The sequence below is a fragment of the Corynebacterium sp. HMSC071F07 genome (assembly GCF_001810285.1).
In the GTDB taxonomy this organism is placed as follows: Bacteria; Actinomycetota; Actinomycetes; order Mycobacteriales; family Mycobacteriaceae; genus Corynebacterium; species Corynebacterium simulans.
In genome coordinates, this window is sequence record NZ_KV800708.1 from 140,399 (window position 1) to 161,854 (window position 21,456).

Annotated in this window: 23 protein-coding genes and 2 pseudogenes; 18 read left to right on the top strand and 7 right to left on the bottom strand. The window is 59.7% G+C overall.

The genetic code is table 11. The features are described 5' to 3' along the window. The 11 genes and pseudogenes from HMPREF2724_RS05735 to HMPREF2724_RS05785 all read left to right on the top strand — a co-directional run. Window positions 1-608: pseudogene (locus HMPREF2724_RS05735) on the top strand (gamma-glutamyl-phosphate reductase); the annotation flags it as partial. Between the two features lie 3 nt (window positions 609-611). Beyond that, window positions 612-1,574: a hypothetical protein gene (locus HMPREF2724_RS05740; protein ID WP_070587565.1), complete on the top strand. Its 963-nt coding sequence runs from the start codon at window positions 612-614 to the stop codon at window positions 1,572-1,574. After that, window positions 1,567-2,184 carry a nicotinate-nucleotide adenylyltransferase gene (gene nadD / locus HMPREF2724_RS05745; protein ID WP_070433013.1) on the top strand — a complete coding sequence of 206 codons (618 nt, stop codon included), beginning with the start codon at window positions 1,567-1,569 and terminating at the stop codon, window positions 2,182-2,184. The genes HMPREF2724_RS05740 and nadD overlap by 8 nt, the downstream gene beginning before the upstream one ends. Before the next feature lie 109 nt (window positions 2,185-2,293). Continuing rightward, entirely contained in the window at window positions 2,294-2,764 is a 471-nt protein-coding gene (gene rsfS, locus HMPREF2724_RS05750; protein WP_061924072.1) for a ribosome silencing factor, read from the top strand. Between the two features lie 3 nt (window positions 2,765-2,767). Further along, window positions 2,768-3,442, top strand: coding sequence for a histidine phosphatase family protein (locus HMPREF2724_RS05755; protein ID WP_070587568.1), 675 nt, complete (start codon window positions 2,768-2,770; stop codon window positions 3,440-3,442). Continuing rightward, complete coding sequence (locus HMPREF2724_RS05760; RefSeq protein WP_070455910.1) at window positions 3,442-4,293, top strand: DegV family protein; 852 nt, start codon at window positions 3,442-3,444, stop codon at window positions 4,291-4,293. Before HMPREF2724_RS05755 ends, HMPREF2724_RS05760 begins: the two co-directional genes overlap by 1 nt. Window positions 4,294-4,319: 26 nt before the next feature. Next, the gene (locus HMPREF2724_RS05765) at window positions 4,320-4,952 is read left to right on the top strand and encodes a ComEA family DNA-binding protein (RefSeq protein WP_070433016.1); all 633 of its coding nucleotides are present in this window, start codon (window positions 4,320-4,322) and stop codon (window positions 4,950-4,952) included. Continuing rightward, on the top strand, window positions 4,949-6,400 hold the full coding sequence (locus tag HMPREF2724_RS05770) for a ComEC/Rec2 family competence protein (RefSeq protein ID WP_070455911.1): 1,452 nt from the start codon (window positions 4,949-4,951) through the stop codon (window positions 6,398-6,400). Before HMPREF2724_RS05765 ends, HMPREF2724_RS05770 begins: the two co-directional genes overlap by 4 nt. A gap of 10 nt (window positions 6,401-6,410) precedes the next feature. Next, a complete protein-coding gene (holA, locus tag HMPREF2724_RS05775; protein WP_179294328.1) occupies window positions 6,411-7,358 on the top strand; it encodes a DNA polymerase III subunit delta in 948 nt (315 codons plus the stop codon). Between the two features lie 10 nt (window positions 7,359-7,368). Then, window positions 7,369-7,737 (top strand): ankyrin repeat domain-containing protein, encoded by a 369-nt coding sequence (locus tag HMPREF2724_RS05780; RefSeq protein WP_061924057.1) that lies wholly within the window; start codon window positions 7,369-7,371, stop codon window positions 7,735-7,737. Next, window positions 7,734-8,372, top strand: a complete 639-nt coding sequence (locus tag HMPREF2724_RS05785) for a LysE family translocator (RefSeq protein ID WP_061924054.1) — start codon at window positions 7,734-7,736, stop codon at window positions 8,370-8,372. The genes HMPREF2724_RS05780 and HMPREF2724_RS05785 overlap by 4 nt, the downstream gene beginning before the upstream one ends. Here the strand turns inward: HMPREF2724_RS05785 and HMPREF2724_RS05790 are convergent. The 4 genes from HMPREF2724_RS05790 to HMPREF2724_RS05805 all read right to left on the bottom strand — a co-directional run bounded on the left by HMPREF2724_RS05790 (window position 8,359) and on the right by HMPREF2724_RS05805 (window position 11,538). Next, window positions 8,359-9,597, bottom strand: a complete 1,239-nt coding sequence (locus HMPREF2724_RS05790) for a type II restriction enzyme (protein WP_070498069.1) — start codon at window positions 9,595-9,597, stop codon at window positions 8,359-8,361. The two genes, HMPREF2724_RS05785 and HMPREF2724_RS05790, sit on opposite strands and share 14 nt — an antisense overlap. Beyond that, window positions 9,584-10,426, bottom strand: coding sequence for a DNA adenine methylase (locus tag HMPREF2724_RS05795; protein WP_210386680.1), 843 nt, complete (start codon window positions 10,424-10,426; stop codon window positions 9,584-9,586). The genes HMPREF2724_RS05790 and HMPREF2724_RS05795 overlap by 14 nt, the downstream gene beginning before the upstream one ends. A 123-nt stretch (window positions 10,427-10,549) precedes the next feature. Then, window positions 10,550-10,813, bottom strand: a complete 264-nt coding sequence (gene rpsT / locus HMPREF2724_RS05800; RefSeq protein WP_070455913.1) for a 30S ribosomal protein S20 — start codon at window positions 10,811-10,813, stop codon at window positions 10,550-10,552. Between the two features lie 185 nt (window positions 10,814-10,998). Further along, on the bottom strand, window positions 10,999-11,538 hold the full coding sequence (locus HMPREF2724_RS05805) for a type II toxin-antitoxin system PemK/MazF family toxin (RefSeq protein WP_070587571.1): 540 nt from the start codon (window positions 11,536-11,538) through the stop codon (window positions 10,999-11,001). A gap of 18 nt (window positions 11,539-11,556) precedes the next feature. Here HMPREF2724_RS05805 and lepA point away from each other — a divergent pair, with 18 nt between their 5' ends. The 3 genes from lepA (at window position 11,557) to HMPREF2724_RS05820 (ending at window position 16,079) form a co-directional block, all read left to right on the top strand. Beyond that, window positions 11,557-13,407, top strand: a complete 1,851-nt coding sequence (lepA, locus tag HMPREF2724_RS05810; protein WP_070455914.1) for a translation elongation factor 4 — start codon at window positions 11,557-11,559, stop codon at window positions 13,405-13,407. 156 nt (window positions 13,408-13,563) lie between these two features. Further along, window positions 13,564-14,679 carry an HNH endonuclease signature motif containing protein gene (locus HMPREF2724_RS05815; protein ID WP_061924035.1) on the top strand — a complete coding sequence of 372 codons (1,116 nt, stop codon included), beginning with the start codon at window positions 13,564-13,566 and terminating at the stop codon, window positions 14,677-14,679. A 53-nt stretch (window positions 14,680-14,732) separates the two neighbouring features. Continuing rightward, window positions 14,733-16,079 (top strand): M20 metallopeptidase family protein, encoded by a 1,347-nt coding sequence (locus tag HMPREF2724_RS05820; protein ID WP_061924032.1) that lies wholly within the window; start codon window positions 14,733-14,735, stop codon window positions 16,077-16,079. Between the two features lie 122 nt (window positions 16,080-16,201). Here the strand turns inward: HMPREF2724_RS05820 and HMPREF2724_RS13485 are convergent. Beyond that, window positions 16,202-16,807 (bottom strand): annotated as a pseudogene (locus HMPREF2724_RS13485) (lysostaphin resistance A-like protein); the annotation flags it as partial. A 65-nt stretch (window positions 16,808-16,872) separates the two neighbouring features. Between HMPREF2724_RS13485 and HMPREF2724_RS05825 the strand changes: the two are divergent. Together HMPREF2724_RS05825 and HMPREF2724_RS12350 are read left to right on the top strand one after the other, a co-directional pair. Next, window positions 16,873-17,976, top strand: coding sequence for a sensor histidine kinase (locus HMPREF2724_RS05825; protein WP_070455915.1), 1,104 nt, complete (start codon window positions 16,873-16,875; stop codon window positions 17,974-17,976). After that, complete coding sequence (locus HMPREF2724_RS12350) at window positions 17,946-18,578, top strand: response regulator (RefSeq protein WP_082778636.1); 633 nt, start codon at window positions 17,946-17,948, stop codon at window positions 18,576-18,578. The genes HMPREF2724_RS05825 and HMPREF2724_RS12350 overlap by 31 nt, the downstream gene beginning before the upstream one ends. On the opposite strand, the gene HMPREF2724_RS05830 is transcribed toward HMPREF2724_RS12350, so the two are convergent. Further along, on the bottom strand, window positions 18,475-19,281 hold the full coding sequence (locus tag HMPREF2724_RS05830; RefSeq protein WP_070455916.1) for a PrsW family glutamic-type intramembrane protease: 807 nt from the start codon (window positions 19,279-19,281) through the stop codon (window positions 18,475-18,477). The genes HMPREF2724_RS12350 and HMPREF2724_RS05830 overlap by 104 nt on opposite strands. Next, a complete protein-coding gene (locus tag HMPREF2724_RS05835; RefSeq protein ID WP_070455917.1) occupies window positions 19,281-19,724 on the bottom strand; it encodes a hypothetical protein in 444 nt (147 codons plus the stop codon). The genes HMPREF2724_RS05830 and HMPREF2724_RS05835 overlap by 1 nt, the downstream gene beginning before the upstream one ends. 54 nt (window positions 19,725-19,778) lie before the next feature. On the opposite strand from HMPREF2724_RS05835, the gene HMPREF2724_RS05840 reads away from it, so the two are divergent. Both HMPREF2724_RS05840 and HMPREF2724_RS13145 read left to right on the top strand, forming a co-directional pair. Then, a complete protein-coding gene (locus HMPREF2724_RS05840; RefSeq protein WP_246815604.1) occupies window positions 19,779-21,065 on the top strand; it encodes a sensor histidine kinase in 1,287 nt (428 codons plus the stop codon). Then, window positions 21,062-21,456 (top strand): response regulator (locus HMPREF2724_RS13145; protein WP_246818212.1); only part of this gene is annotated, 395 nt, incomplete at its 3' end. The genes HMPREF2724_RS05840 and HMPREF2724_RS13145, both read left to right, overlap by 4 nt.

Here is a 21,456-nt window from a genome sequence, read left to right on the forward strand (position 1 = left end):
CCGTCCCCGCCATTGAGACCGGCACCGGCAACTGCCACTTCTACATCGATGCCAGCGCCGACCTCGACAAGGCCATCGCCATGGTCATCAACGGCAAGACCCGCCGCCCTTCGGTTTGTAACTCCACCGAGTGCGTGCTGCTCGACGCCGCGCTTGCCGACGCCGCGAAACTTCGCGTCATCACCTCCCTTCAGGAGGCAGGCGTGGTCATCCATGGCGAGGTCGCCGAGCTCGAGCAATTCGGCGTGGCCAATGCTGTGGAAGCAACCGACGAGGAATGGCGTGAGGAGTTCCTGAGCAACGACATCTGCGCCAAGGTGGTTGACGGCGTCGCTGGCGCCATCGCGCACATCGCCGAGTACACCACCGGCCACACTGAGGGCATCGCCGCTCAGGACGCCGATGTTCTGCTTAAGTTCGCCAACGAGGTCGATGCCGCCGCCGTCATGCTCAATGCCTCCACCGCCTTTACCGACGGCGAGGTTTATGGCATGGGCGCGGAGATCGGTATCTCTACCCAGAAGCTGCATGCCCGCGGCCCGATGGCTTTGCCGGAGCTGACCTCCACAAAGTGGATCCTGCAGGGCAGCGGTCAAACTCGACCTTAAAACATGCATCTATCTTTTTCTCGTTTCCTCTCTTCCCGAGGCCTGCCTTCCCAATCGCTGTCCTTCTTGGCTGCCTCCACAGTTGCTCTGGGCAGCGCCTTCGCAGTTGCCCCACATGCAGCAGCTGAGGAGAGCGCCTGCCCCGACGTCGTGGTGCTCGCCGCACGAGGCTCTGACCAGGACAAGGACCACGGCGAGTACTTCGGCCCGCAGCAATACTCGGAGCACTCCGCGCCCTCAAACGGCTACGAGGGCCCGAACCTCGCAGGCCTTTTCCACTTAGTAGAAAAGCGTCATCCGGGAACCATGGACCGCGTCTTCGTGCTGGCCATGGATGACAAGGCCTATCCGGCAGAAATGGACCTGCCGGCGCTGGCAGAAGACGGCGAGAACCTCAACCCGATTCAGACCGTGCAGCGCCTAGCGCTCATCGTGGGGCAGCACCCGCTCTACGAGCTCATTCCTTCTGTCTTGTTCGGCTTTATCAACAGCGTGCAAACCGGCATGGCCAATGCGCCCAAGGTGGTCCAAGACTACGAGGCGAGCACCGGCTGCGCACCGAAGTACATAACGGCTGGGTACTCGCAGGGCGCCATCATCACCACGAGGGCGGAAAAGTCCCTCCCGCGGCTGCATGCAGCCATTACGTTGGGAAATCCACTTTCCCTGCCGGGCGATCCCAACGTCATCGGCAGCCCAGCCCGCGGTGGCGGACTACTGGAATTGGCCCCAGCGCACATGCGTCCAGAAAGCGCGGTGTTGCCCGAGGGGCAGCGCTTGAACTACTGCCTGCGGGACGATTTCGCCTGCGACCTCTCGGTGGCGTCGGCAAGCGCGGCTCTATCCACCAAGGCCTCGCGGCATGCTTCCTATTTCACCCAGGCGCCCACGCCCGCCGATGAAAAAGTAGCCGATACCTTTGCAAGCTGGGTAGAAAGCGCACGTATAATCTCCACTCATGACTAGTCCACAGCGCATTGGAATCATGGGCGGCACTTTCGACCCCATCCACAATGGCCACCTCGTGGCCGCCAGTGAGGTGGCCTACCGCTTCCAACTGGACCAAGTGGTCTTCGTGCCCACCGGCCAGCCGTGGCAGAAGGAGGGGCGCGACGTCACCGCAGCCGAGCATCGCTACCTGATGACCATGGTGGCAACCGCCTCGAATCCGCGCTTTACCGTCTCCCGCGTCGACATCGACCGCGAGGGCCCCACCTACACCATCGATACCCTGCGTGACCTGCGCGAGCTTTTCCCCGATGCCGAGCTCTACTTCATCACCGGCGCCGATTCCCTGGCCTCGATCATGAGCTGGCACGATTGGGAGGTCATGCTAGAGATGGCCAACTTCGTCGGCGTCACCCGCCCCGGCTACGAACTCAGCAAGGATATGCTGCCGCTGGAATCCCAAACCGGGATCGAACTCATCGAAATTCCCGCCATGGCCATTTCTTCCACCGATTGCCGCAAGCGCGCCGGGGAAGGCGAGCCGGTGTGGTATCTCGTGCCGGATGGGGTTGTCCAATACATCGCTAAGAACAATCTTTATGGGCCTAATCCTGATAAGCCTTTATAGAATTTGGGAAAAAGAATTCACGGAAATAGCCAAACGCACCTCTTACGTGCGAAACTGGCAGAACTAAAAAGTATTCGAAGATATTTGGAAGATATTTGAAGGAAAGCACATGTCCGTTACTGATGTAGCCCGCAAGATGGCTGAAACCGCGGCGCACGCTGCTGACGAGAAGCTGGCCACGAACATCGTGGCTATCGACGTCTCTGACGTGCTTGCTATCACCGAGATCTTCGTGCTGGCATCCGCCGAGACCGAGCGCCAGGTGGCCTCCATCGTGGAGGAAATCGAAGACGAGCTGACCAAGCTTGGCCACGAGCCAAAGCGCCGCGAAGGCAACCGCGAAAACCGCTGGGTACTGCTGGATTACGGTCACATCGTTATCCACGTCCAGCGCAACGATCAGCGCGAGTTCTATGGCCTCGATCGCCTCTACCACGATTGCCCGATCCTGGAGATCGAGGGCATCGAGACCCCGGAGCGTCCGGGCGAGTGGTCCGACGAGGTTAACCTGCGCGAAGTTGAGTCCATCGATGAGATCCCACTGGCTCAGCCGGAGCCGGAAGAGGACGAGGAGTACTAAACCTTGTCGCGCCGCCTGCTTCTGATCCGCCACGGTCAGACCACTTATAACGCCACTGGCCGCATGCAGGGCCACCTGGACACGGAGCTGTCCGAGCTGGGGCTTGCACAGGCCAAGCAGGCAGCAGATCTGCTTGCGGAGCAAGGGATTTCCGCGATCGTGTGCTCGGATCTTTCCCGTGCCCGCGCCACCGCCGGCGTCATTGGTGAACGTTTGGGCCTGGAGCCTACTGTCGACGCCCGCCTGCGCGAGACGCACCTGGGCAAGTGGCAGGGGATGTCCTCGGCGGAAGTAGATCGCGACTACCCCGGCGCCCGCGCCATCTGGCGTCACGACCCCCCCTGGGCGCCGCCGGAGGGCGAGTCGCGGGTGGACGTCGCCAAGCGTGCGCGTCCCGTCATCGACGAGCTGATGCGTGACCCGGAACCGTGGGCCGAGGGCACCGTGTTGGTGGTGGGGCACGGCGGTGCGATTGCAGCGTTGACCTGCCACCTTTTGGGCCTGCGCCACGAGCAGTACTCCATCCTTTCGGGCCTGAAGAACACCCACTGGTCCCAGCTGACCGCCCGTCCGGACTTTGATCCAGCGAATCCGCAGGCCTCCCTCGAGTTCACTGCGGGAAACGTGGACGGCGCCAAGTGGTACTTCGACGGCTGGAACATGGGGGCAGGTGACTAGTGGCCGTCCGCATCGTCACTGATTCCGCCGCGGGGCTGCCGCCAGACATCGTGAAAAACCTGCAGATTCGAGTAATCGATTTGCACGTCATGGACGCAGACGGCGAGCAATCTACCTCGGGTCTTACTGCGCTGGAGCTCGCGGCCGCATACGGTCGCGAAATGGAACGCTCCACCGACGACGGCATTGTGGCCATCCATCTGTCCAAGGAACTTTCTTCCACCTGGTCTGCCGCGGTGACGGCTTCGGGCGTGTTCCCCGATACCGTCAAGGTGGTCGAGTCCGGCTCGGCGGGCATGGTGATTGGTGCCGCGGCGATGTCTGCGGCGACCTTGGCGCGTGATGGCGCCTCGCTTGAGGAGTGCTACGAGGCGGCGCTGGATACGATCAAGCGCGGCCGCACCTGGGTTTACCTCAACTCCACGGAGGAACTGCGCCGCTCCGGTCGCCTTTCTACCACCACCGCGATGCTCTCCACTGCACTTCTGGCCACCAAGCCCATCATGTCCATCGTGGGCGGCAAACTGGAGCTCGTGGGCAAGACCCGCACCCAGACTAAGGCTTTTACCAAGCTGGTCGATCTCATCGCCTCCCGCGCCGATGGCGAGCCCGTCTTCGTGGCATTGCAGCACAACGACGCCGAGGAGTCCGCCGAGCGCCTGCTCGAACTGCTCGAGATAGCCCTGCCGAAGGGCTCTTCCTTCATGGTCGAAGAACTCACCGAGGTGCTCGCCGTGCATGCCGGCCCCGGCGCCATCGGCGTATCGGTGGTCTTTAGCAAGGAACCTCCTGAATCGTTGACACGAACAACAAGTTATCCACAGGTTTTTAAATTGCCTCTAGCGCATTAACTGCGCCGCCTTTTAGCGTCGAGGGCATGCCGCATATTAGCGATCGCCTTCGGGAACTAACGCGCCCCACCGGGGAAGAGGACCTGCTCAACGTCACCTATCCGCGCCCGCGCGTGCGCATTCCGCCGTGGCTTGCCTGCGCCATCGCGGTGTTGGTTGCTGCGGGTGTCTTGGCGTGGCTGGGTATTACGAGCCGGAACGATCCTTATGCGGTTTCCGTTTCCGAGGCTACGAGCAGCGCCGCTGCACCGAGCTCCCTGGTGGTCTCCGTGGTGGGGGAGGTCGAAAACCCCGGCCTTGTCACGGTGGCGCCGGACGCCCGCATTGCCGACGCCCTCGATCATGCCCACCCGCGCCCCAGCGTGGACCTCCTCAACCTCAACCTGGCCAAACGGCTTAGCGACGGCGAGCAAATCGTCGTCGGCCTGCCCGCACCCGCCCCAGCCCCGGGCGAGCCGCAGGAAGGCGGTCTGCTCAGCCTGAACTCAGCCACCAAGGAGCAGCTGATGGAGCTGAAAGGGGTGGGGGAGGTCACGGCGGAGTCCATTTTGAGCTTTCGCGAGGAATCCGGCGGTTTTACCTCGATTGAGCAGCTGATGGAGATAAGCGGCATTGGGCCTGCAAAGTTCGAGGCGCTCAAAGACCAGGTGCAATTATGAGGCAGCTGCGCCTGCTGCCGGCCGCGTGTGCGGTGTGGCTGGCCACGCTCTTAAGCTTTAACGGCGCGTGGTGCTCCTTAGTGCCGCTAGTCTGTCTAGTCCTGTGGTTCTGGCAGCGCGGCCAGGCGGTGCTCACCACGGGCCTTAGCGCCTTGGCCATCGCCGTGACTAAGGTGCGCATTTCCCGCGCGGGCCCGCTTGGCGACGTCCTGACCGGCACCGTCATAACTGAGCCCACCGAGGTGCGCTTTGGCTGGCTGCTGCGCCTGCGCGTGCCTGGCTATCCCTTTCAGGTACCTGTGTTTAGCGACGAACCCGCTCCAGCCGGGGCCCAAGTGACCGTGGACCATGGCACCATCACTTCGCTTACCCCGCCGGATTCTTTGGCCGCGCACGTGGCAGAGAACTTCCGCGAGCTGGTCAGCATAAGCGTTGGCCCTTCCTCACAAGGCCTGCTGCCGGGCATGGTGCTGGGGGATACCACCTTGCAGACTGCGGCAGAAAAGCAGCTTTATATCGACACCGGGTTGTCACATTTGAGCGCGGTATCCGGCTCGAACGTGGCCATCGTGTGCAGCGCTGCCGCCTTGTTGGTGAAGGGACCACGGCTGCGGGTCGCGGCGTCGCTTAGCGCATTGTGCATCTTCGTGGCTTTGGTGGGGTTTGAGCCTTCCGTCCAGCGCGCGGCCGTGATGGGCCTGGTGGGACTACTCGCGGTTTTAAACTCCGCGCGCATGGAGCCGATGCATGGGCTCAGCCTGGCTATCATCGTGCTGCTTTTTATCGACAGCGAGTTGGCCAAGAACTTCGGGTTTGCGTTGTCGGTGGCGGCGACCGCCGGAATCGTGGCGCTCTCGCCGTTGCTTTATCGCCACCTGGCGGTGATTGGATGGCCGGATATCTTCGTCCGCGCGCTCGCCGTGGCAATTGCGGCCGACCTCGTGACGATGCCGATCATTGCTTTGATGTCCGGGAAGGTATCGGTGGTCTCGGTACTTGCAAACGTGCTGGTTGCTCCCGCGACTGCTCCCGTGACCATCCTGGGATTGCTGGCAGCCCTCTTCGCGCAGCTGGGCCCGCTTTCCGTGTTGGGCGCCGGGGTACTGTGCCTAGCCGAGCCTTTTACCTGGTGGATCAACACCATCGCCCGCGGCTGCGCGGCCTTGCCGGTCAGCACCGTTGACGCTAGCCCTTTCCTGGTGTTGCTGGGCTACGGCTGGATAGTGGCGGGCATCCTCTACAAACGCCCATTGCTCACACTTGCCTGCGTGGTTGCATTCCTGTGGCCGAGGCACTTTGATACCCCGCAGGAACCGATACATGTGGTGGCCACTGAGGAAGACATCGAGCCCATTCCGCCGGGCACACGGAGCATCATTGTTACGCAAGATTCGCCGCCCGATTACCCCACGCGCACAGCAGATGGAATCGCAGTTTTCTACCGCTAGAATTGCTCCTATGAATCAGGTCCATCTCATCCTTGGCGACGACGAATTCCTCACCGAACGTGCCCGCCTTTCCATCCAGAAGGCGGCCGGGGAGGGAGTCGAGGTGGTCCGCCTCAAGGCTTCTGAGGTCTCGGAGGGGGAAATCGCCATGGCGACCAGCCCTTCCCTGTTTGGTGATAACCGCGTCATCGTCATCAGCGACGTCGAAAAGGTGGGCAAGGAACTCACCCAAATCCTCCTTAAGGCCGTCGCCGATCCAGGCCCCGGCATGACCTTGGTGCTCATCTACAGCGTGACGGCCAAAACTCTCAAAGGCAAGAAGAGGCCACCAGAGCTCGTTGCCAAGCTGCGCAAAGTAGGCGAGGTGCACGAGGTGTTCTCGCTCTATCCCAACGAGCTGGGTACCTGGGCCACCCGCGAGTTCGCCTCGCACGGGGTACGGCCAACCCCCGACGTCGTCCAGGCCGTGCTCGATGGCGTGGGCTCCGATCTGCGTGAGCTGGCCTCGGCGATTTCCCAGCTGGTCTTCGATACCAACGGCAACGTCACCCGCGAGGCCGTGCACAACTACTACGTCGGCGTGGCTGAGGTGGCGAATTGGGACATCGCCGACGCCGCCGTAGCCGGGCGCGTGGAAGCCGCCGTCTCCACGTGCCGGCGCGCTCTCCAATTAGGTGCCTCGCCCGTTGCCATCTCGGCGGCGCTGGCGAATAAGGTAGGCGCAATCGCCAGGCTCTATTCCGCCCGCGGCGACCAATACTCTTTGGCCAAGGCAACCGGCCTTGCTCCTTACGTGGTGAAGCTGACTCACCCGGTGGCGCGCCGCTGGTCGGAGGATTCCGTGAACAAGGCAGTGGTGCTCATGGCCGAGCTCGATGCCGCAGTCAAAGGCCAAGGCGGCGACGAAGAGTTTGCGGTAGAGGCCGCTGTGCGTAGAGTAGCCGAGCTTGCGCGATAAACTACTTCGCATGGAAGACATCCAAGAGTTTGCCTCGAAGCTTTTTGATTTCGCACGCAATGGCGACGGCACGTTGCTGGAGTACATCGCCCAAGGCGTGAACCCGAACATGGTCAACCAGGACGGCCAGTCCTTCGTCATGTTGGCGGCATACAACGGCCATGCGGAGCTCGTGACCAAGTTAGCTGCCGCAGGCGGAAACGTGAACCTGCTCAATGACCGCAATCAATCCCCGCTGGCAGGCGCAATTTTTAAGAAGGAAGATGCGGTGATCGAAGCCCTCTTAGCAGCCGGTGCCGATCCGCAGGCCGGCCAGCCTAATGCCTTGGATTCTGCCCGCATGTTCGGCCGCGAAGATTTGATCGAGCGCCTTTCATGAGCTGGTCCGCGTTTGCGTTCCTCATCGCCATGAACATGGTGGGCGCCCTCGCGCCGGGACCAGACATCGTACTGGTGACCCGTTACGCCACCCGCTCGCGCAAGCATGCGGTTGCGGCCGTCACGGGCACTCAGGTCGGCGTGCTTTTCTGGTGCACGCTCACGGTGTTCGGCGCGGCGGCGTTGCTGACCGCATTCCCGGGGCTGCTCCGCTTCATTCAGGGCATCGGCGGCTGCTTCCTCATCTGGATGGGCCTGCAGAATGTTCGCACGGGCCTGGCGCAGCGCAAACAGCCGGCGTTGAACTTAGACGAGGCGGTATCGCGGTTGGGTAGTGTCAAGCAAGTCTTCCGCACAGGGCTTTTCACCAACCTTTCGAACCCGAAAATCGTGCTCTACTTGGCGGCGATGATCGCGCCTTTGCTGCCGCCGCACCCGCCGCTGTGGCTGGCCGCGGGGCTCGTGCTGAGCATGGGCATTTCCAGCTACTTGGTCTTCGTGACCGTTGCAACGGTGATTTCCACCAACGCTATCCGACGCCGCCTTCTTGCCGCCGGACCCATCATCGACATCGCTTCGGGTTGTTTCTTCGCCGTGGCCGGTGTGGGCCTAATTATTGCCGCTATAACAGGCTAAGTTGCTGCGGCGCGAAAAGCTCTGCCACCCACTGCGACCACGCCACCACGGTTTGGGCGCGGCGGGGAAGCGTAGAACCAGAGATATTTAGGTCGGCCGCCTCCATGATGGCCACGGCTTCTTCCTTGCTCAGCATGCGCTGCTTCTCAGCCACGGCGGCCACCATCTCGTGGAAGACAGGCCGGCTAGCTAGCGCCTCGATGAGCTGTAGGTTGCGCCCGTCGCGGGTATCGGCCAGCTCGATTCCCTCGACCAGCTCATCCTCAATGCGCATTAGGCCCAAGTAACGGCCAGCATTCAAGTAATAGTCAGCCTGGCGGTGGCTAAACCCAAAGCGCTCGGGAATCTCCGCCTTGGGCAGTGGCAGCATCTCCCAGAGGCTGACCACGCGCGCAAAGGAATCGGCCTGGGGAAAGGGAATGTCCGCCTCGCGTGGGCTGCTACGCCGTAGGACCGCCTTGACGGATTCGGTGTTGAGCTCGGATTCGCCGAGCATATAACGTGCGGCGGCCTCGAGCTGGATGCTGCGGAAATCCTCCGCATCGCTGAAACGATAGCGATACAGGTGGAAGATGCCGTTGGAATAGACCAGGTATACCGGCACAACTTCCTTTCCCAGCTGTTGGCTAAAGCGCCGGAAAGGCAGATAAAGCTGGCGAATGTTGAAATCGGGTGAGATGTGATTCTTGCACTCGATGAGCACCAGGCACTCGGGCGCCTCAAACCCGCCGTCTATTTCCATCTGCGCACGGTCCACCACGAGCTCCTCGCCGCGCAGGCGCATGCTGACGGTGCCGGTGGACATGCGCCCGGCCACGGTGGCATGCAGCTTATCGACGCCCAGGAAATCCTGCAGCACTCCCGCAATCACCGCGGCATTGAGCACGAGGGTCTCGGAGCTTAAATTGTCGAAGTCAAGCGATTCAACCCCTTGCGGAACGGGCAGCGTCTTAAGCGGCGTCACGGTCTCCGGAAAAGGCTCGTAGACGTCGAAGTTGCCCACGACGTATCCATCGCGCCGGATGGGGAAGATGCTTAAGTTGTGCTCCTGGAAAATCTCCGGGCGGGAAGCAGAAAAGTCATGTTTGGCCAGAAGGCGCGGCTCTCGGCCACCCTTTTCTTTGAGCTGTTTGGCGCTAAATTCCACGAAGCCTTCGCGTTCGATGCGTGCCAAGGTCTCGGCGTCGAGGATGCGCTGCCATGCGACGTCGTTAAGCCGTGCCATAGTTACGCACCAATACTTCGTCGACTTTGCCGCGCTTGGATGCCACGGAATTGATGGCGCGGGTGGCCCCTACGATGTCTATCTCGTAGGCGGAGTAGATCTCTTGGATGAAATCCGTGGCGGAGTTCGATAGCAGGAACTTCACGCCGGCTGCGTCGAGTTTGTCGCAGACTTCCTTAAGGCGGAGCTGATCCTCGCGGCCGAAGCCGCCGGACTGATACCCGGTGAAGTTGCTTGTGGGATTGACTGGGTCATAGGGAGGATCGAGATAGACAAAGTCCCCCTCTTTGGCGTCTTGCAAGATGGCGGCATAGTCACCGGTGTGGAAGGAAACCTCGTTGTCATTGAGGTACCCCGATACCCCGCGCAGGGTCTCTTCGTCACAGATGGCGGGGTTGGCGTAGCGGCCGAAGGGGGAGTTGAACTGCCCGGCATTATTGACGCGGTAGAGACCGTTGTAGCAGGTCTTGTTCAGGTAGATGGTGCGCGCGGCGCGTTCGGTGCGCGTCATGTGTGCGAAGGAAGAATCGCGGTCTTTGCCGCGCATCTCGTAGAAGAAGTCTTCCTCGTTGGGATAGGTGCTTAGCAATGAGATGAGTCCGTCAACATCGTCGCGCACGGTCTCGTAGACGTTGATGAGCTCAGAGTTGAGATCGTTGACCGTGGCCTTTTCCGGGGTCAAAGAAAACAGCACCGCGCCGCCGCCCAAGAAGGGCTCGTAGTAATGGTTAAACTCCGGCAGGGCAGCGTGGATTGCGGGCAGGAGCTGGCGCTTTCCGCCGACCCACTTGAGCAGCGGCTTGATGGGGTGCTGCTTGGCAAGACTCATAGCTCAAAATCCTAGCGTGCTCGCCGGACACGTTCGAAAATCAGTGCGGATCTTTCGGAGTGGAGATTAAAAAATGCCCTCCCTCTTGCGAGGAAAGGCATTAAAAGTCAGGCTTTAAAAAGCTTAGGCCATCTTGTTGAAGGCGTTAGCCATACCGGACTTCTTGTTGGCAGCCGTGTTGCGGTGGAAGACTCCCTTGGACACGGACTTGTCCAGTGCGCGGGAAGCAACGCGGAGCTGCTTCTCAGCACCTTCCTTGTCACCAGCGGTGACAAGATCGCGGAACTTGCGGATCTCGGTGCGGACTGCGGAACGGACAGCCTTGTTGCGCTGACGTGCCTTCTCGTTGGTGAGAATGCGCTTCTTCTTGGACTTGATGTTTGCCATTTGAATTACCTCTTGGAATCGAAAGTGATTGAACTGCAACCAACCTGCCGGACATGTCCTGCATCTGAATTAATGCGCGGCGTTGATGTTCGATGAGCGGACCCAAGGTCCTGACCGCCCCGACCAACGCGCCCGGAAAGTAAGTAACCTACAAAAAGTTAGCAGGAGCTGGGATAAAACCCAAATCACGCCCAGTGATAGCGGGAACGCAAACGGTTGGCGATGCGCTCAAAGCGGCGCTCCGGGAAAAGAGTGCCTTGGCGGCGGCATTCTTCCTCAGAGATTTCGAGGATGCGATCTAGGCGTACCCAGCACTGCCTGCCGCTTTCGTCCCACTCGCCGGTGCCGATGTCGAGCCATTCTTCCTCGTGCGCGTGGTTTGGATTTGGGGAGATCAAAAGCCCCAAAACAGTGGTGCGCGTGCGGGAGATGATGAGCACGGCGCGTTCGTGCGGCGGTGATTGCTTGCCGTCGGAAGGCGCCCAGACCCACACCACCTCGCCGGAATCGGCTTGGCCATCCATGTCGGGGGAGAAGCAAACGGGGCGCGGATGCGAGGAGGGGGTTTCGATGCGAATCTTTGCTGCTTTGCGGGGTTCGCGGTGCTCAGCAGCATTATTCATGCCTAGCCTGTTGGATATGTGAGCAAGGCCGACGTCGACTGGCTCGCGTTCTGCGATGCCAAGCGCCTGCCTTAAGCGGGTAAGTGGGTTGCCGCTAGTCATGTCGACTATTGTAGACGCATGTCTAAAAACTTTGCGGCCACTACGTTTACGGATCTTTCCCAGATTCGAAACTTCTGCATTATCGCCCACATCGACCATGGCAAGTCGACGCTGGCTGACCGCATCCTGCAGTTCTCGCAGGTCGTTGACGCGCGCGATATGCGCGATCAGTACCTCGACAACATGGATATCGAGCGCGAGCGCGGCATTACCATTAAGGCGCAGAACGTGCGTCTGCCCTGGGTTCCGCGCACCGGTGAGCATGCGGGCGAGGAGTTCGTCATGCAGATGATTGATACGCCGGGCCACGTGGACTTTACTTACGAGGTCTCCCGCGCGCTCGAGGCATGTGAGGGCGCTATTTTGCTTGTCGACGCCGCCCAAGGCATCGAGGCGCAAACCCTCGCCAACCTTTATCTGGCGATGGAAAATGATCTGGAGATCATCCCGGTCCTCAATAAGATTGACCTCCCCGCTGCGGATCCGGAGAAGTACGCCCTCGAGATCGCCAACATCGTCGGCTGTGAGCCGGAGGACGTCCTGCGCGTGTCCGGCAAGACGGGCGAGGGCGTCGAGGAGCTGCTCGATAAGCTCGTGGATTTGGTGCCAGCGCCAACCACGGATGCGCCTGCCGACGCCCCCGCGCGCGCCATGATTTTCGACTCCGTCTATGACACCTACCGGGGCGTCGTCACGTATATCCGCATGATGGACGGCAAGCTGACCCCGCGTCAGAAGGTCACCATGATGTCTACGGGCGCAAACCATGAGCTGCTGGAGGTGGGCATCGTCTCGCCGACCATGCGCAAGTGCGAGGGCTTGGGTCCGGGCGAGGTTGGTTACCTGATTACGGGCGTGAAGAATGTGCGTGAGACCAAGGTCGGTGACACCGTTACCTGGGCAACCAACGGCGCTGAGGAGCCGCTGAAAGGCTATGCGGACCCGAACCCGATGGTCTATTCGGGCCTTTTCCCAATCTCCCAGGCGGACTTCCCAGACCTGCGCGATGCGCTGGAAAAGCTGCAGCTAAACGACGCCTCCTTGACCTTCGAGCCAGAGACCTCCGTTGCTCTAGGCTTTGGCTTCCGCTGCGGCTTCTTGGGCCTTTTGCACATGGAAATCACGCGCGACCGCTTGGAGCGCGAGTTTGGCTTGGACCTGATTTCCACCGCGCCTTCTGTTACCTACCGCGTGGTTGCAGAAGACGGCGCTGAGTCCCTCGTGCACAACCCTTCGGATTGGCCGAGCGGCAAGTTGCGCGAGGTCTACGAGCCAATCGTGAAGATGACCATCATTGTGCCGGAGCAGTTCGTGGGCCCAACCATGGAGCTGTGCCAGTCCAAGCGCGGCCAGATGGGCGGCATGGACTACCTCTCTGAAGACCGCGTAGAGCTGCGCTACACCATGCCTTTGGGTGAGATTATCTTCGACTTCTTCGACATGCTGAAGTCTCGCACCAAGGGTTATGCTTCGCTGAACTATGAAGAGGCTGGGGAACAGCTGTCTGATCTGGTCAAGGTGGATATCCTGCTCAACGGTGATCCGGTCGACGCCTTCTCTGCCATCGTTCACCGCGATTCGGCGCAGTGGTACGGCAACAAGATGACGAAGAAGCTTAAAGAGCTCATTCCGCGCCAGCAGTTCGAGGTTCCGGTCCAGGCCGCCATTGGCTCCAAGATCATTGCGCGTGAGAATATCCGCGCTATGCGCAAGGACGTCCTGGCGAAGTGCTACGGCGGCGATATCTCTCGTAAGCGTAAGCTGCTGGAGAAGCAGAAGGCTGGTAAGAAGCGCATGAAGTCCATCGGCTCGGTATCTGTTCCGCAGGAAGCGTTCGTGGCGGCGCTTTCTACCGACGGTGAGGGTTAATACTGCGCTTATCGACGTCCCCGGGGAGTAGCCGGGGGCTAATTTTTCGAACACTCTTGCGGAGGTCTGGGGGGTTTTGTATCTTGGGTTTGTACAGCTTGGAGGGGAAGCTGACCGGCATCGCCGGATAACAGAAAATAAACCTAGGAGACTTCGATGGACGGACCCTACTTCGCTCCACTGAATCCAAAGAACCAGGCCGGGCGGGCTTTTACGGAAAGCAATCGCCTCAACTGGCTCGCACTGCAATCGATCATTCCGCAACCCGGTGACGACGCTGACCTAGCCTTCAACGACGTCTCACGCAACCTCGGCATCACTTCCTATAAAGCCGAACATCTTTACTACGGCATCCGCAAACTTTCTTTTCTACCGAAACTTACTCGTCTCAATAAGCTCGATTGGTTCCTTGATTTTGACCGAATCCTCGCCGTCGGCAGGGCTCTACAAGGCGTCGAGGAGCGCGTCCTGCCCCATGTCGACGATGCCTTGGAGGAATTGTTTACGCCCAGCCGTGCCAACCAGCGCCTGCCGGAGGCTTCGCGCATCCGCAGCGTAATTTCTGATGTCCTCTCTTTGCACAATTGTTTGAAGGGCGAAGACGAAGAAGAACGTGACCGCTATAAACTCGAGCGTCATGCAGGCCGCGGGGAGTTTACAGCCAACCTTGACGCCGTGACCGCCGAAAAAATCGACCGCGTCGTCCGCAAACGCGCCGAGGACGAAGGAATTTCCTTCGCTCGCGCACTTGCTTCCTGCGTGCTCGAGCCAGTTGAACAAAAGGTCGTGATTAACCTTTTCCAGCAGGCAGAAACCACCCTCGCGTTCGCTCCGGGCTATGGCTACGTCACCCCGCCTGCAGATGCCTCCTATCGCAACATCGCGCCAGCACAGACCGAGACTTATCGTCCCACCGCCGGCATTCGCGCCTTCGTGGAGGCCCGCGATGGAACCTGCCGCGGCCCGGGATGCAGTAAGCCAGCCCACCGCAACCAGCTCGATCACCGCGTTCCCTATGGCGAAAATGGCCCAACTTCCACCGATAACTTGGTCAGCCTCTGCCAGCACTGTCACAACATCAAGACTGATGGCCGTGCCTTCTACATCATGGACCCAATTACCGGGGAGATTTATTGGCTCTTCGAAGACGGCCGCTGGGAATCCAATTCTCCAGAGGGTGTGCTCGTGCCAGACACCGCGAACTGGCGCCAAACCGTTGCCCAAAGGATGGAAGCCTGGGAAGCGAGAGGAGGGGTACTCTCCTTTGCTTGATACGGGGTAGGTCCCATGTAGGCTCGATGGTCAAACCCGGGAAGGATTGATTCATGGAACCCATCAAGAAGAAGGCACCTCGCCACGGCCAGCAGCTTCCACCGCTGCCAGTTACCGCTGCCAAGATTGGTGAGCGCATTGCCAGTGAGGTGTTCTTGGAGGAAGGCCAAAAGCTCTTACCGCAGCTGCAGGAATTCCGGCGGGATATGCACCAGAACCCAGAAATCGGGCTCGAGCTTCCGCGGACGCAAAAGAAGGTCCTCGAGGCGCTCAAAGGCCTGCCGTTGGAGATTCAGGTCGGCCAGGATTTAAGCTCCGTGGTCGCGGTCCTTCGCGGCGGCAAGCGCGGCCCACGGCCGGTTTCGGTGCTGCTGCGCGCAGACATGGACGCCTTGCCGGTCCGTGAGCAGACGGGCGATCCTTTCGCTTCCACCAACGGCATGATGCACGCGTGCGGCCACGACCTTCACACCGCCGGGCTCATCGGAGCGGTGAAGTTGCTGTGCGCGCAGAAGGAGCACTTGCTTGGCGACGTCACTTTCATGTTCCAGCCCGGCGAAGAAGGCCCCGGTGGTGCGCTCCCGATGATCGAAGAGGGCGTCCTCGATGCGGCGGGGCGCCGTCCGATTGCTGCTTATGGCCTGCATGTCGGCCCGCAGGATCGCGGCACTTTCCACCATATTTCCGGGCCCATGATGGCATCATCGTCGAATCTGAAGATCACTGTCTATGGCAAGGGCGGCCACGGTTCGCGGCCGCATGACGCCATCGATCCCGTCGCAGCGCTGGGGGAAATTCAGATGGCCTTGCAGGTTGCACTGACTCGCCGCTTCGACGCCAACGAGCCGATCGTCATCACGGTGACTAATCTGCGCGCTGGCGACGGCGCCATCAACGTCATCCCTGATCACGCCATGCTCGGCGCCACAGTGCGTGTGCTGCGCGATGAAAAGATTGAGCAAGTGCGCCAGATGGTTGTGGAAGTGGCCAGTTCTGTCGCGGCGTCGCATAGATGCACCGCGAAGGTGGATTTCGAGGTTCTGTATTCCGCAACCAAAACCAACCCGCGCGAGAATCAATTCGCCGCGACGCTGTGGGGTGGCATGTTCGGAGCAGAAAATGTCATTCCGATGGAAACGCCCATGATGGCTTCGGAGGACTTCGGCGGCGTACTAGCGCAGGTACCTGGCACCTTTATGTGGTTCGGCACCGTCAATCCGGATACCCCGGAGCACCTGCGCGAGTGGAATCATTCGCCGCTGGCGAGGTTCGATGATTCGGTGCTCGGTGACCAAGCCGCAGCACTCGCCGCCGTAGCCTTTGAGCGCTTGGCTGCCGAAGACGCGCATCCTTCGCCGGCAACAAGAGTGATGCGCTCTGCGGTGGAGGGCGTTGAGTAGTACAAGATCGCCGAGATAACAATGCAGGTCAATGCGCTGAGCAGGGTTTGGCCCCACCCCACATTCTCAGCGTTAACGTCCACAAAGCCCAAGATGCCAGCAGCAAAAAAGACGAAGTTATTGCACGCATGAATCACGCATCCGTACTCGATCCCGTTCGTCTTCACCGTGAGCACGCTTAGGCAGACGGCGAAGACAAAGATATCAACAAGCCCGATCCAGTTATAAGTATGGCCTGCCACAAATAACGGAATCGAGGGCAAATAGGCCAACCACGGCGAGCGCAGCCACCGGCCGAATACCTGGGGAAGCAGACTGCGAAAGATAACTTCCTCCGTCACTGACTGCAGCGGCACCAAGATGACCGCCAGCCCCAGCATCAATAGAGCGTTTGGAGCAGGGGAGAATCCATTTCGGAGAATCGGAAGAAAGCTCAACAGCGTAACGGGCAACGCCACGAGAAGGGCGCGCCGGGCGTAATCCCACCGAAACCGACCATCACCTGACCACACCGTGCCGGGCCGGCGTCGGCAAAAGGCGCCTGGGAGGAACACAATGATGGAGAGCATCATGATGCTAAATGGCAGCGGCGCGTTCATGTCGTCGAGATTTGAGTCTGGCGCGAAAATTGCGTAACCGATCATGAGCGCGACGAAGAGCACGGCGCTCAGCACCGCCCAAAAGAAGAAGTAAAGGATCGGGCGTTTTAAACAGCGATGAAAAGTCATGACTAAACAGTCGCTGGTAATTAATCATCCCTAAGAATGAGTTTGCGGCCTTTAAGGTATGAATCATGACTAGGAACCGTTGGCAGGTAGCTTTCATCGTCGTGCTCTGCGTCCTAGGCGGGTGCTGCTTTGGGCTGATCGGTATCGGCATCGACTTAGAAGACATGGGGGTGCCCAACATCGATCCGCAAACCGATAGAGCCTATGCCGGCTTCGTTTGCTTGAGTTTCATCGCTGGGGTGGTTTCGTGCGGTTTGCTGCCATGGGCCATTTCTCATGATCCGCGGGAGCTGGAGAAATCTGACTTCCCAGGAACGCGGAAGACCTTCGTCTGCGGGGTTGTCGTGATTGCTTGCGGCTTTTCTTATTTTGCCGTGCTATCTCAGCTGGTGGCCATGGTGTCCATGACATCACGGAGGTCCGTGAAGTGGTCGGTGGCGGCAGTAGTGGCGTCGCTTAGCTATCTCGCTGTCTATCCTCTCAACCCTGCGAGTGAGTTCGAAGGCTGGTTGGAATTTGGCATCGTTCCAGTACTCGTAATCGTGCTTCTGATCGGCATGCAGCGCGGCAAGAACCGCGAGAAGCAACAGAATCTACAGCGCGAAATTCGGGAAGAGATAGCGCGTGACATGCACGATTCACTGTCGCATCGGTTGTCGCTGATTGCCGTGCATGCAGGGGCATTGTCTTTTCAGAACGAGCAGGTTCCCAAGGAGTATTCCGAGGCGGCGGAGACGATTCGCCAAGAAGCGAATGCTGCAGTACAGGATCTGCGCGCTGTGCTTTATGCTCTGCGGCAGGAGGCAGCAGAAGATCCACGAGCAAGCATCGAAACGCTCATTCGAGATGACAACGTTAAGCTGCGCTATTCCACTGATCCAGGCATAGTAGAAAGGCTCGATACCTTAGGCCAGCACACGTTGTATCGAGCGGTCCAGGAGGCAGCCACCAATGCCCGCAAGTACGCGCGGGGAAAGCCGGTGCTTTTCGACGTCGCCAAGCGCGGCCCCAATCTCGTGCTCACCGTAACCAACCCGCATACGGGTCCAGTGGGGCGTGGTTTTGGGCTGCGGGGTCTGGCTGAGCGCGCGGAACTTATCGGAGGAAAACTTCGGATGCTGGAGGGAGATGAATTCGGATGGGAATTGCAGCTGCCGACGAAGCGCTAAAGGTGGTGCTGGTCGATGACGAGGCGCTATTGCGCAGTGGCCTGCGGCTCATGCTGGCCAATGCCGGTATCGAGGTGGTGGGGGAGGCCTCTAATGGCAAGGATGCGATAGCAGCGGTGCTGGACGCGCTTCCCGACGTCGTGCTCATGGACATTCGCATGCCCGTCATGGATGGTATCGAGGCGCTAGGGAAGTTGCCGGCGTCGATTCCCGTGGTGATGTTAACCGCTTTCGATACCGACGAATTTATTGTCGATGCGCTCCAAGCCGGTGCCGTTGGATTCCTATTGAAATCGACGCCACCGGAAGCGCTTGTTGCTGCCGTTCGCGCGGCTGCGGCAGGCCAACCGATGCTCAGCCGTGAGGTACTTGAACGCCTGCTCTCCCCGCGGCCAAAGCGGAAGAACAGGCGGCTGGCGCACCTTAGCGACCGCGAGATGGAGATTGCGGAGCTGGTGGCAGATGGGTTAAGTAATCAACAGATTGCAGAGCAGCTTTTTATTTCGCTACCGACAGTAAAGACTCACGTGCAGAAGATTTTGAAGAAACTCGGCGGGACGAGCCGCGTTCACGTCGCGATCGCCGTACTTGGCGGACGATAAACCAGAGCGACGCGATCCAGATTGCCCCCACTACCACTAAAGTTGCAATGGGCAGCCAGAGGCTCTCCGGGAAGGTGGCATCCAGCGAGGGAAAGAGGTTCGTGAAGAAGTGAACCGTGACGCCGCCCATCCAACCGGCGAGTGCGCGGCCACGGGCCAAGCCATATGCCGCGATGCCGGTAAAGAGGGAGTGTGCGAAGGTGCAACCAATAAACCTGATGAGCACCCCAGTAGTTGCGCCCATGAGATCTGAGTCGAGGTCTTGCAGCGTTAGGTGTGCGATGAAGGTGCAATCCTCCACGATCGCAAAGCCCATGCCTACGGCGATACCGACGTAGACGAAGTCGCGAGTGCGTTGGGGCTTAATGAAGTAAGTACAGATGAGCAGAACACCAATGAACTTCAGAGTCTCTTCAGTAATTGGCGCGAAGCCAGCGGCATCTAGCCACTGCAATTGCAGTTTTTCCAAGATGGTGGTGAAGTGCGAGTTGAAGAAGACAGCCGGGCCGGTGCACGCCGCGCCCCAGAGCATGCCTAGGGCCGTGCCGCGGTGGCCTCGGAACGCGAGCCAGGAGGCACAAGTCCAGATCGCCACATGGATGAGTGCAGCGATGAGGCTGGCGGTGACGTAAGACTGGTTAAACTCGAAGTGCACGGAGTAAGCGAAACCCGCGGTAGCGAGCACATAAAATAGGTATTTCATTATTTGACCTCCATTTTGTCTGCATAGCGGGCGGCGTCAGGCCCCTCGAGATGGAAGAACAGCTTCTTATCGTCGGAGTCGTACAGGATAGTTACCTTGTCGCCTTCGTCGAGGCGATAGAGATTTTTCTGAGGCTGACGTACCGGGGCATCCGAGAGGAAAGGGGTATCGAGAATATAGCGGTGCTTTCGTAGTAACGAAGTCTCAGGTTCCCCGAAGGTCTGGGCGGGGTCAGCGCCGATGGTGGTATCCCCGCATTCCCATCGGGGGGAGTCGTTAAGATATGTCGGGCTTTGCGCGCATTCCAGATCGGTGATGGCTACATCGTGGAAGGCGACGGCGCTTGTCGGGGTAGTGGGCTCAGGCAGCAGTGCGCTTGCCGCCGGCACTGCCACGAAATACGCAGTAGCTGCGGCTAGGGCTGTTAGTACTTTCTTGTCCATGTCTTCGACGCTACGGAGAATGGCTATGCGTTAAATCCACCCCAGGGTGGATTTGTGGCTCTAGGCCTCCTACTACTGTGGGTGGAGATGAGTACGGCACAGTCGAAGATTAAGAACTGGATTGAAAAGCAGCGGCATGCCACCTACCTCAACACGTTAAACGGGGTAACGCGGTGGCGGCGTGCCGCCATCGTCGCCGTGTGTGTGTTGGCTGATATAGCCACGATGGGGGCGATGCTCCTGCGCTTCGACGAGCGCTCTGGCAATTCGTGGGATGATCGCATCCTTACTGAGGCCGTTATTGGGACGTCGGTGAGCATCCTCACCTGGGTCTTGCTGGCCTTTGCGCTGCGGCACGTGCCGCGGGAGTTTAGCGTTTACGAACGCTATCCTGGTCCGGTCTCCGCGCTGGTCAGCGCGGTGATCATTTGCGCTTCGGCGGGAGTGCATCAGTTATCACTGACAGTCTTCGTTGCCTATGTTTCTTTGGTCTCGCGTGGAAGCAAGCGCTGGACATTGGTCGCAACGGCGGTGCTCACCTTAAGTTATGGCGTCAAGGTTTATAAGCCGGACTCTTTCGAAACCGTGCCGATGGCGTTGTTCGGGTATGCCTTTTTCTGGGCCGTGTTGGTTCTATCAGGGCTGTTGATAGGCGTCGCGCGCCATAGTCGCCGGCAACGTCAGGCCACGCTGGTGGCGCGCGCGGAGCTGAATAAACAGACCCTGGAAGCAGAAAACGAAAAAGTTCGCCAGGATGAGCGCAACCGCATCGCCCGCGATATGCACGATTCGCTCTCACATCGGCTAAGCCTTATCTCTGTATATGCCGGTGGACTGGCGTACCGGAAGGATTTGCCGCCGGAGCAGGTGGCGGAATCCGCTACGACTATCCAAAAAGAGGCCGAGCAGGCAGTGACCGATCTGCGGCAGGTCATTCGCTCTTTGCGTATCGATGATCGAATTGACCCGCGCACCAGCATCGACGATCACGTAGTGCGGGCGCGCGCCGCCGGTGCCAAGGTCACGCTTGAGTACCGCGATGATTGCTTAGATAAGATTTCGACTATGGGTGTACATACGTTGAGTCGCGCCGTGCAAGAAGGCCTGACGAATGCGCGCAAGCATGCGCCGGGGCAAAAGATTGCGATCGAGGTAGCCCAAGATGGTGCTTTGGCTCGGGTGACGATGCGCAACCGGAAGGTAGAAGGGGCGTCGGCAAGCGGCGGCGAGCATGGGCTTATCGGAATGCGCGAACGCGCACGCTTGGTGGGCGGGCGCCTAGACGTAGAAGATGGCGAAGAGTTTAGCTGGAGCCTGTATTTGCCAATGGAGGAACGATGATTTCTGCAGTGCTTGTCGACGACGAGGAGCTGCTGCGCCGCGGCATCCGTCTGATTCTAGAGGGCGCAGGCGACATCGAAGTGGTGGGCGAGGCCAGCAATGGGCGCGATGGCGTGCAGCTGATTACGCAACAACGCCCGGATATTGTGCTGATGGATATCCGTATGCCGGTCATGGACGGGATTGAGGCGGTGGCGCAGCTGAAGACGGCCGTGCCCGATATTCCTGTGGTGATGCTGACGGCCTTCGACACCGACGAATTCATCGTCGATTCCTTGCACGCGGGAGCGATGGGGTTTCTGCTGAAGGCCACGGGGCCTGAGGCATTAGTCGCCTCAGTGCGGGCGGCCGCGCAGGGCCAGCAGCTGCTTAGCCCTAAAGCGCTGCAGAA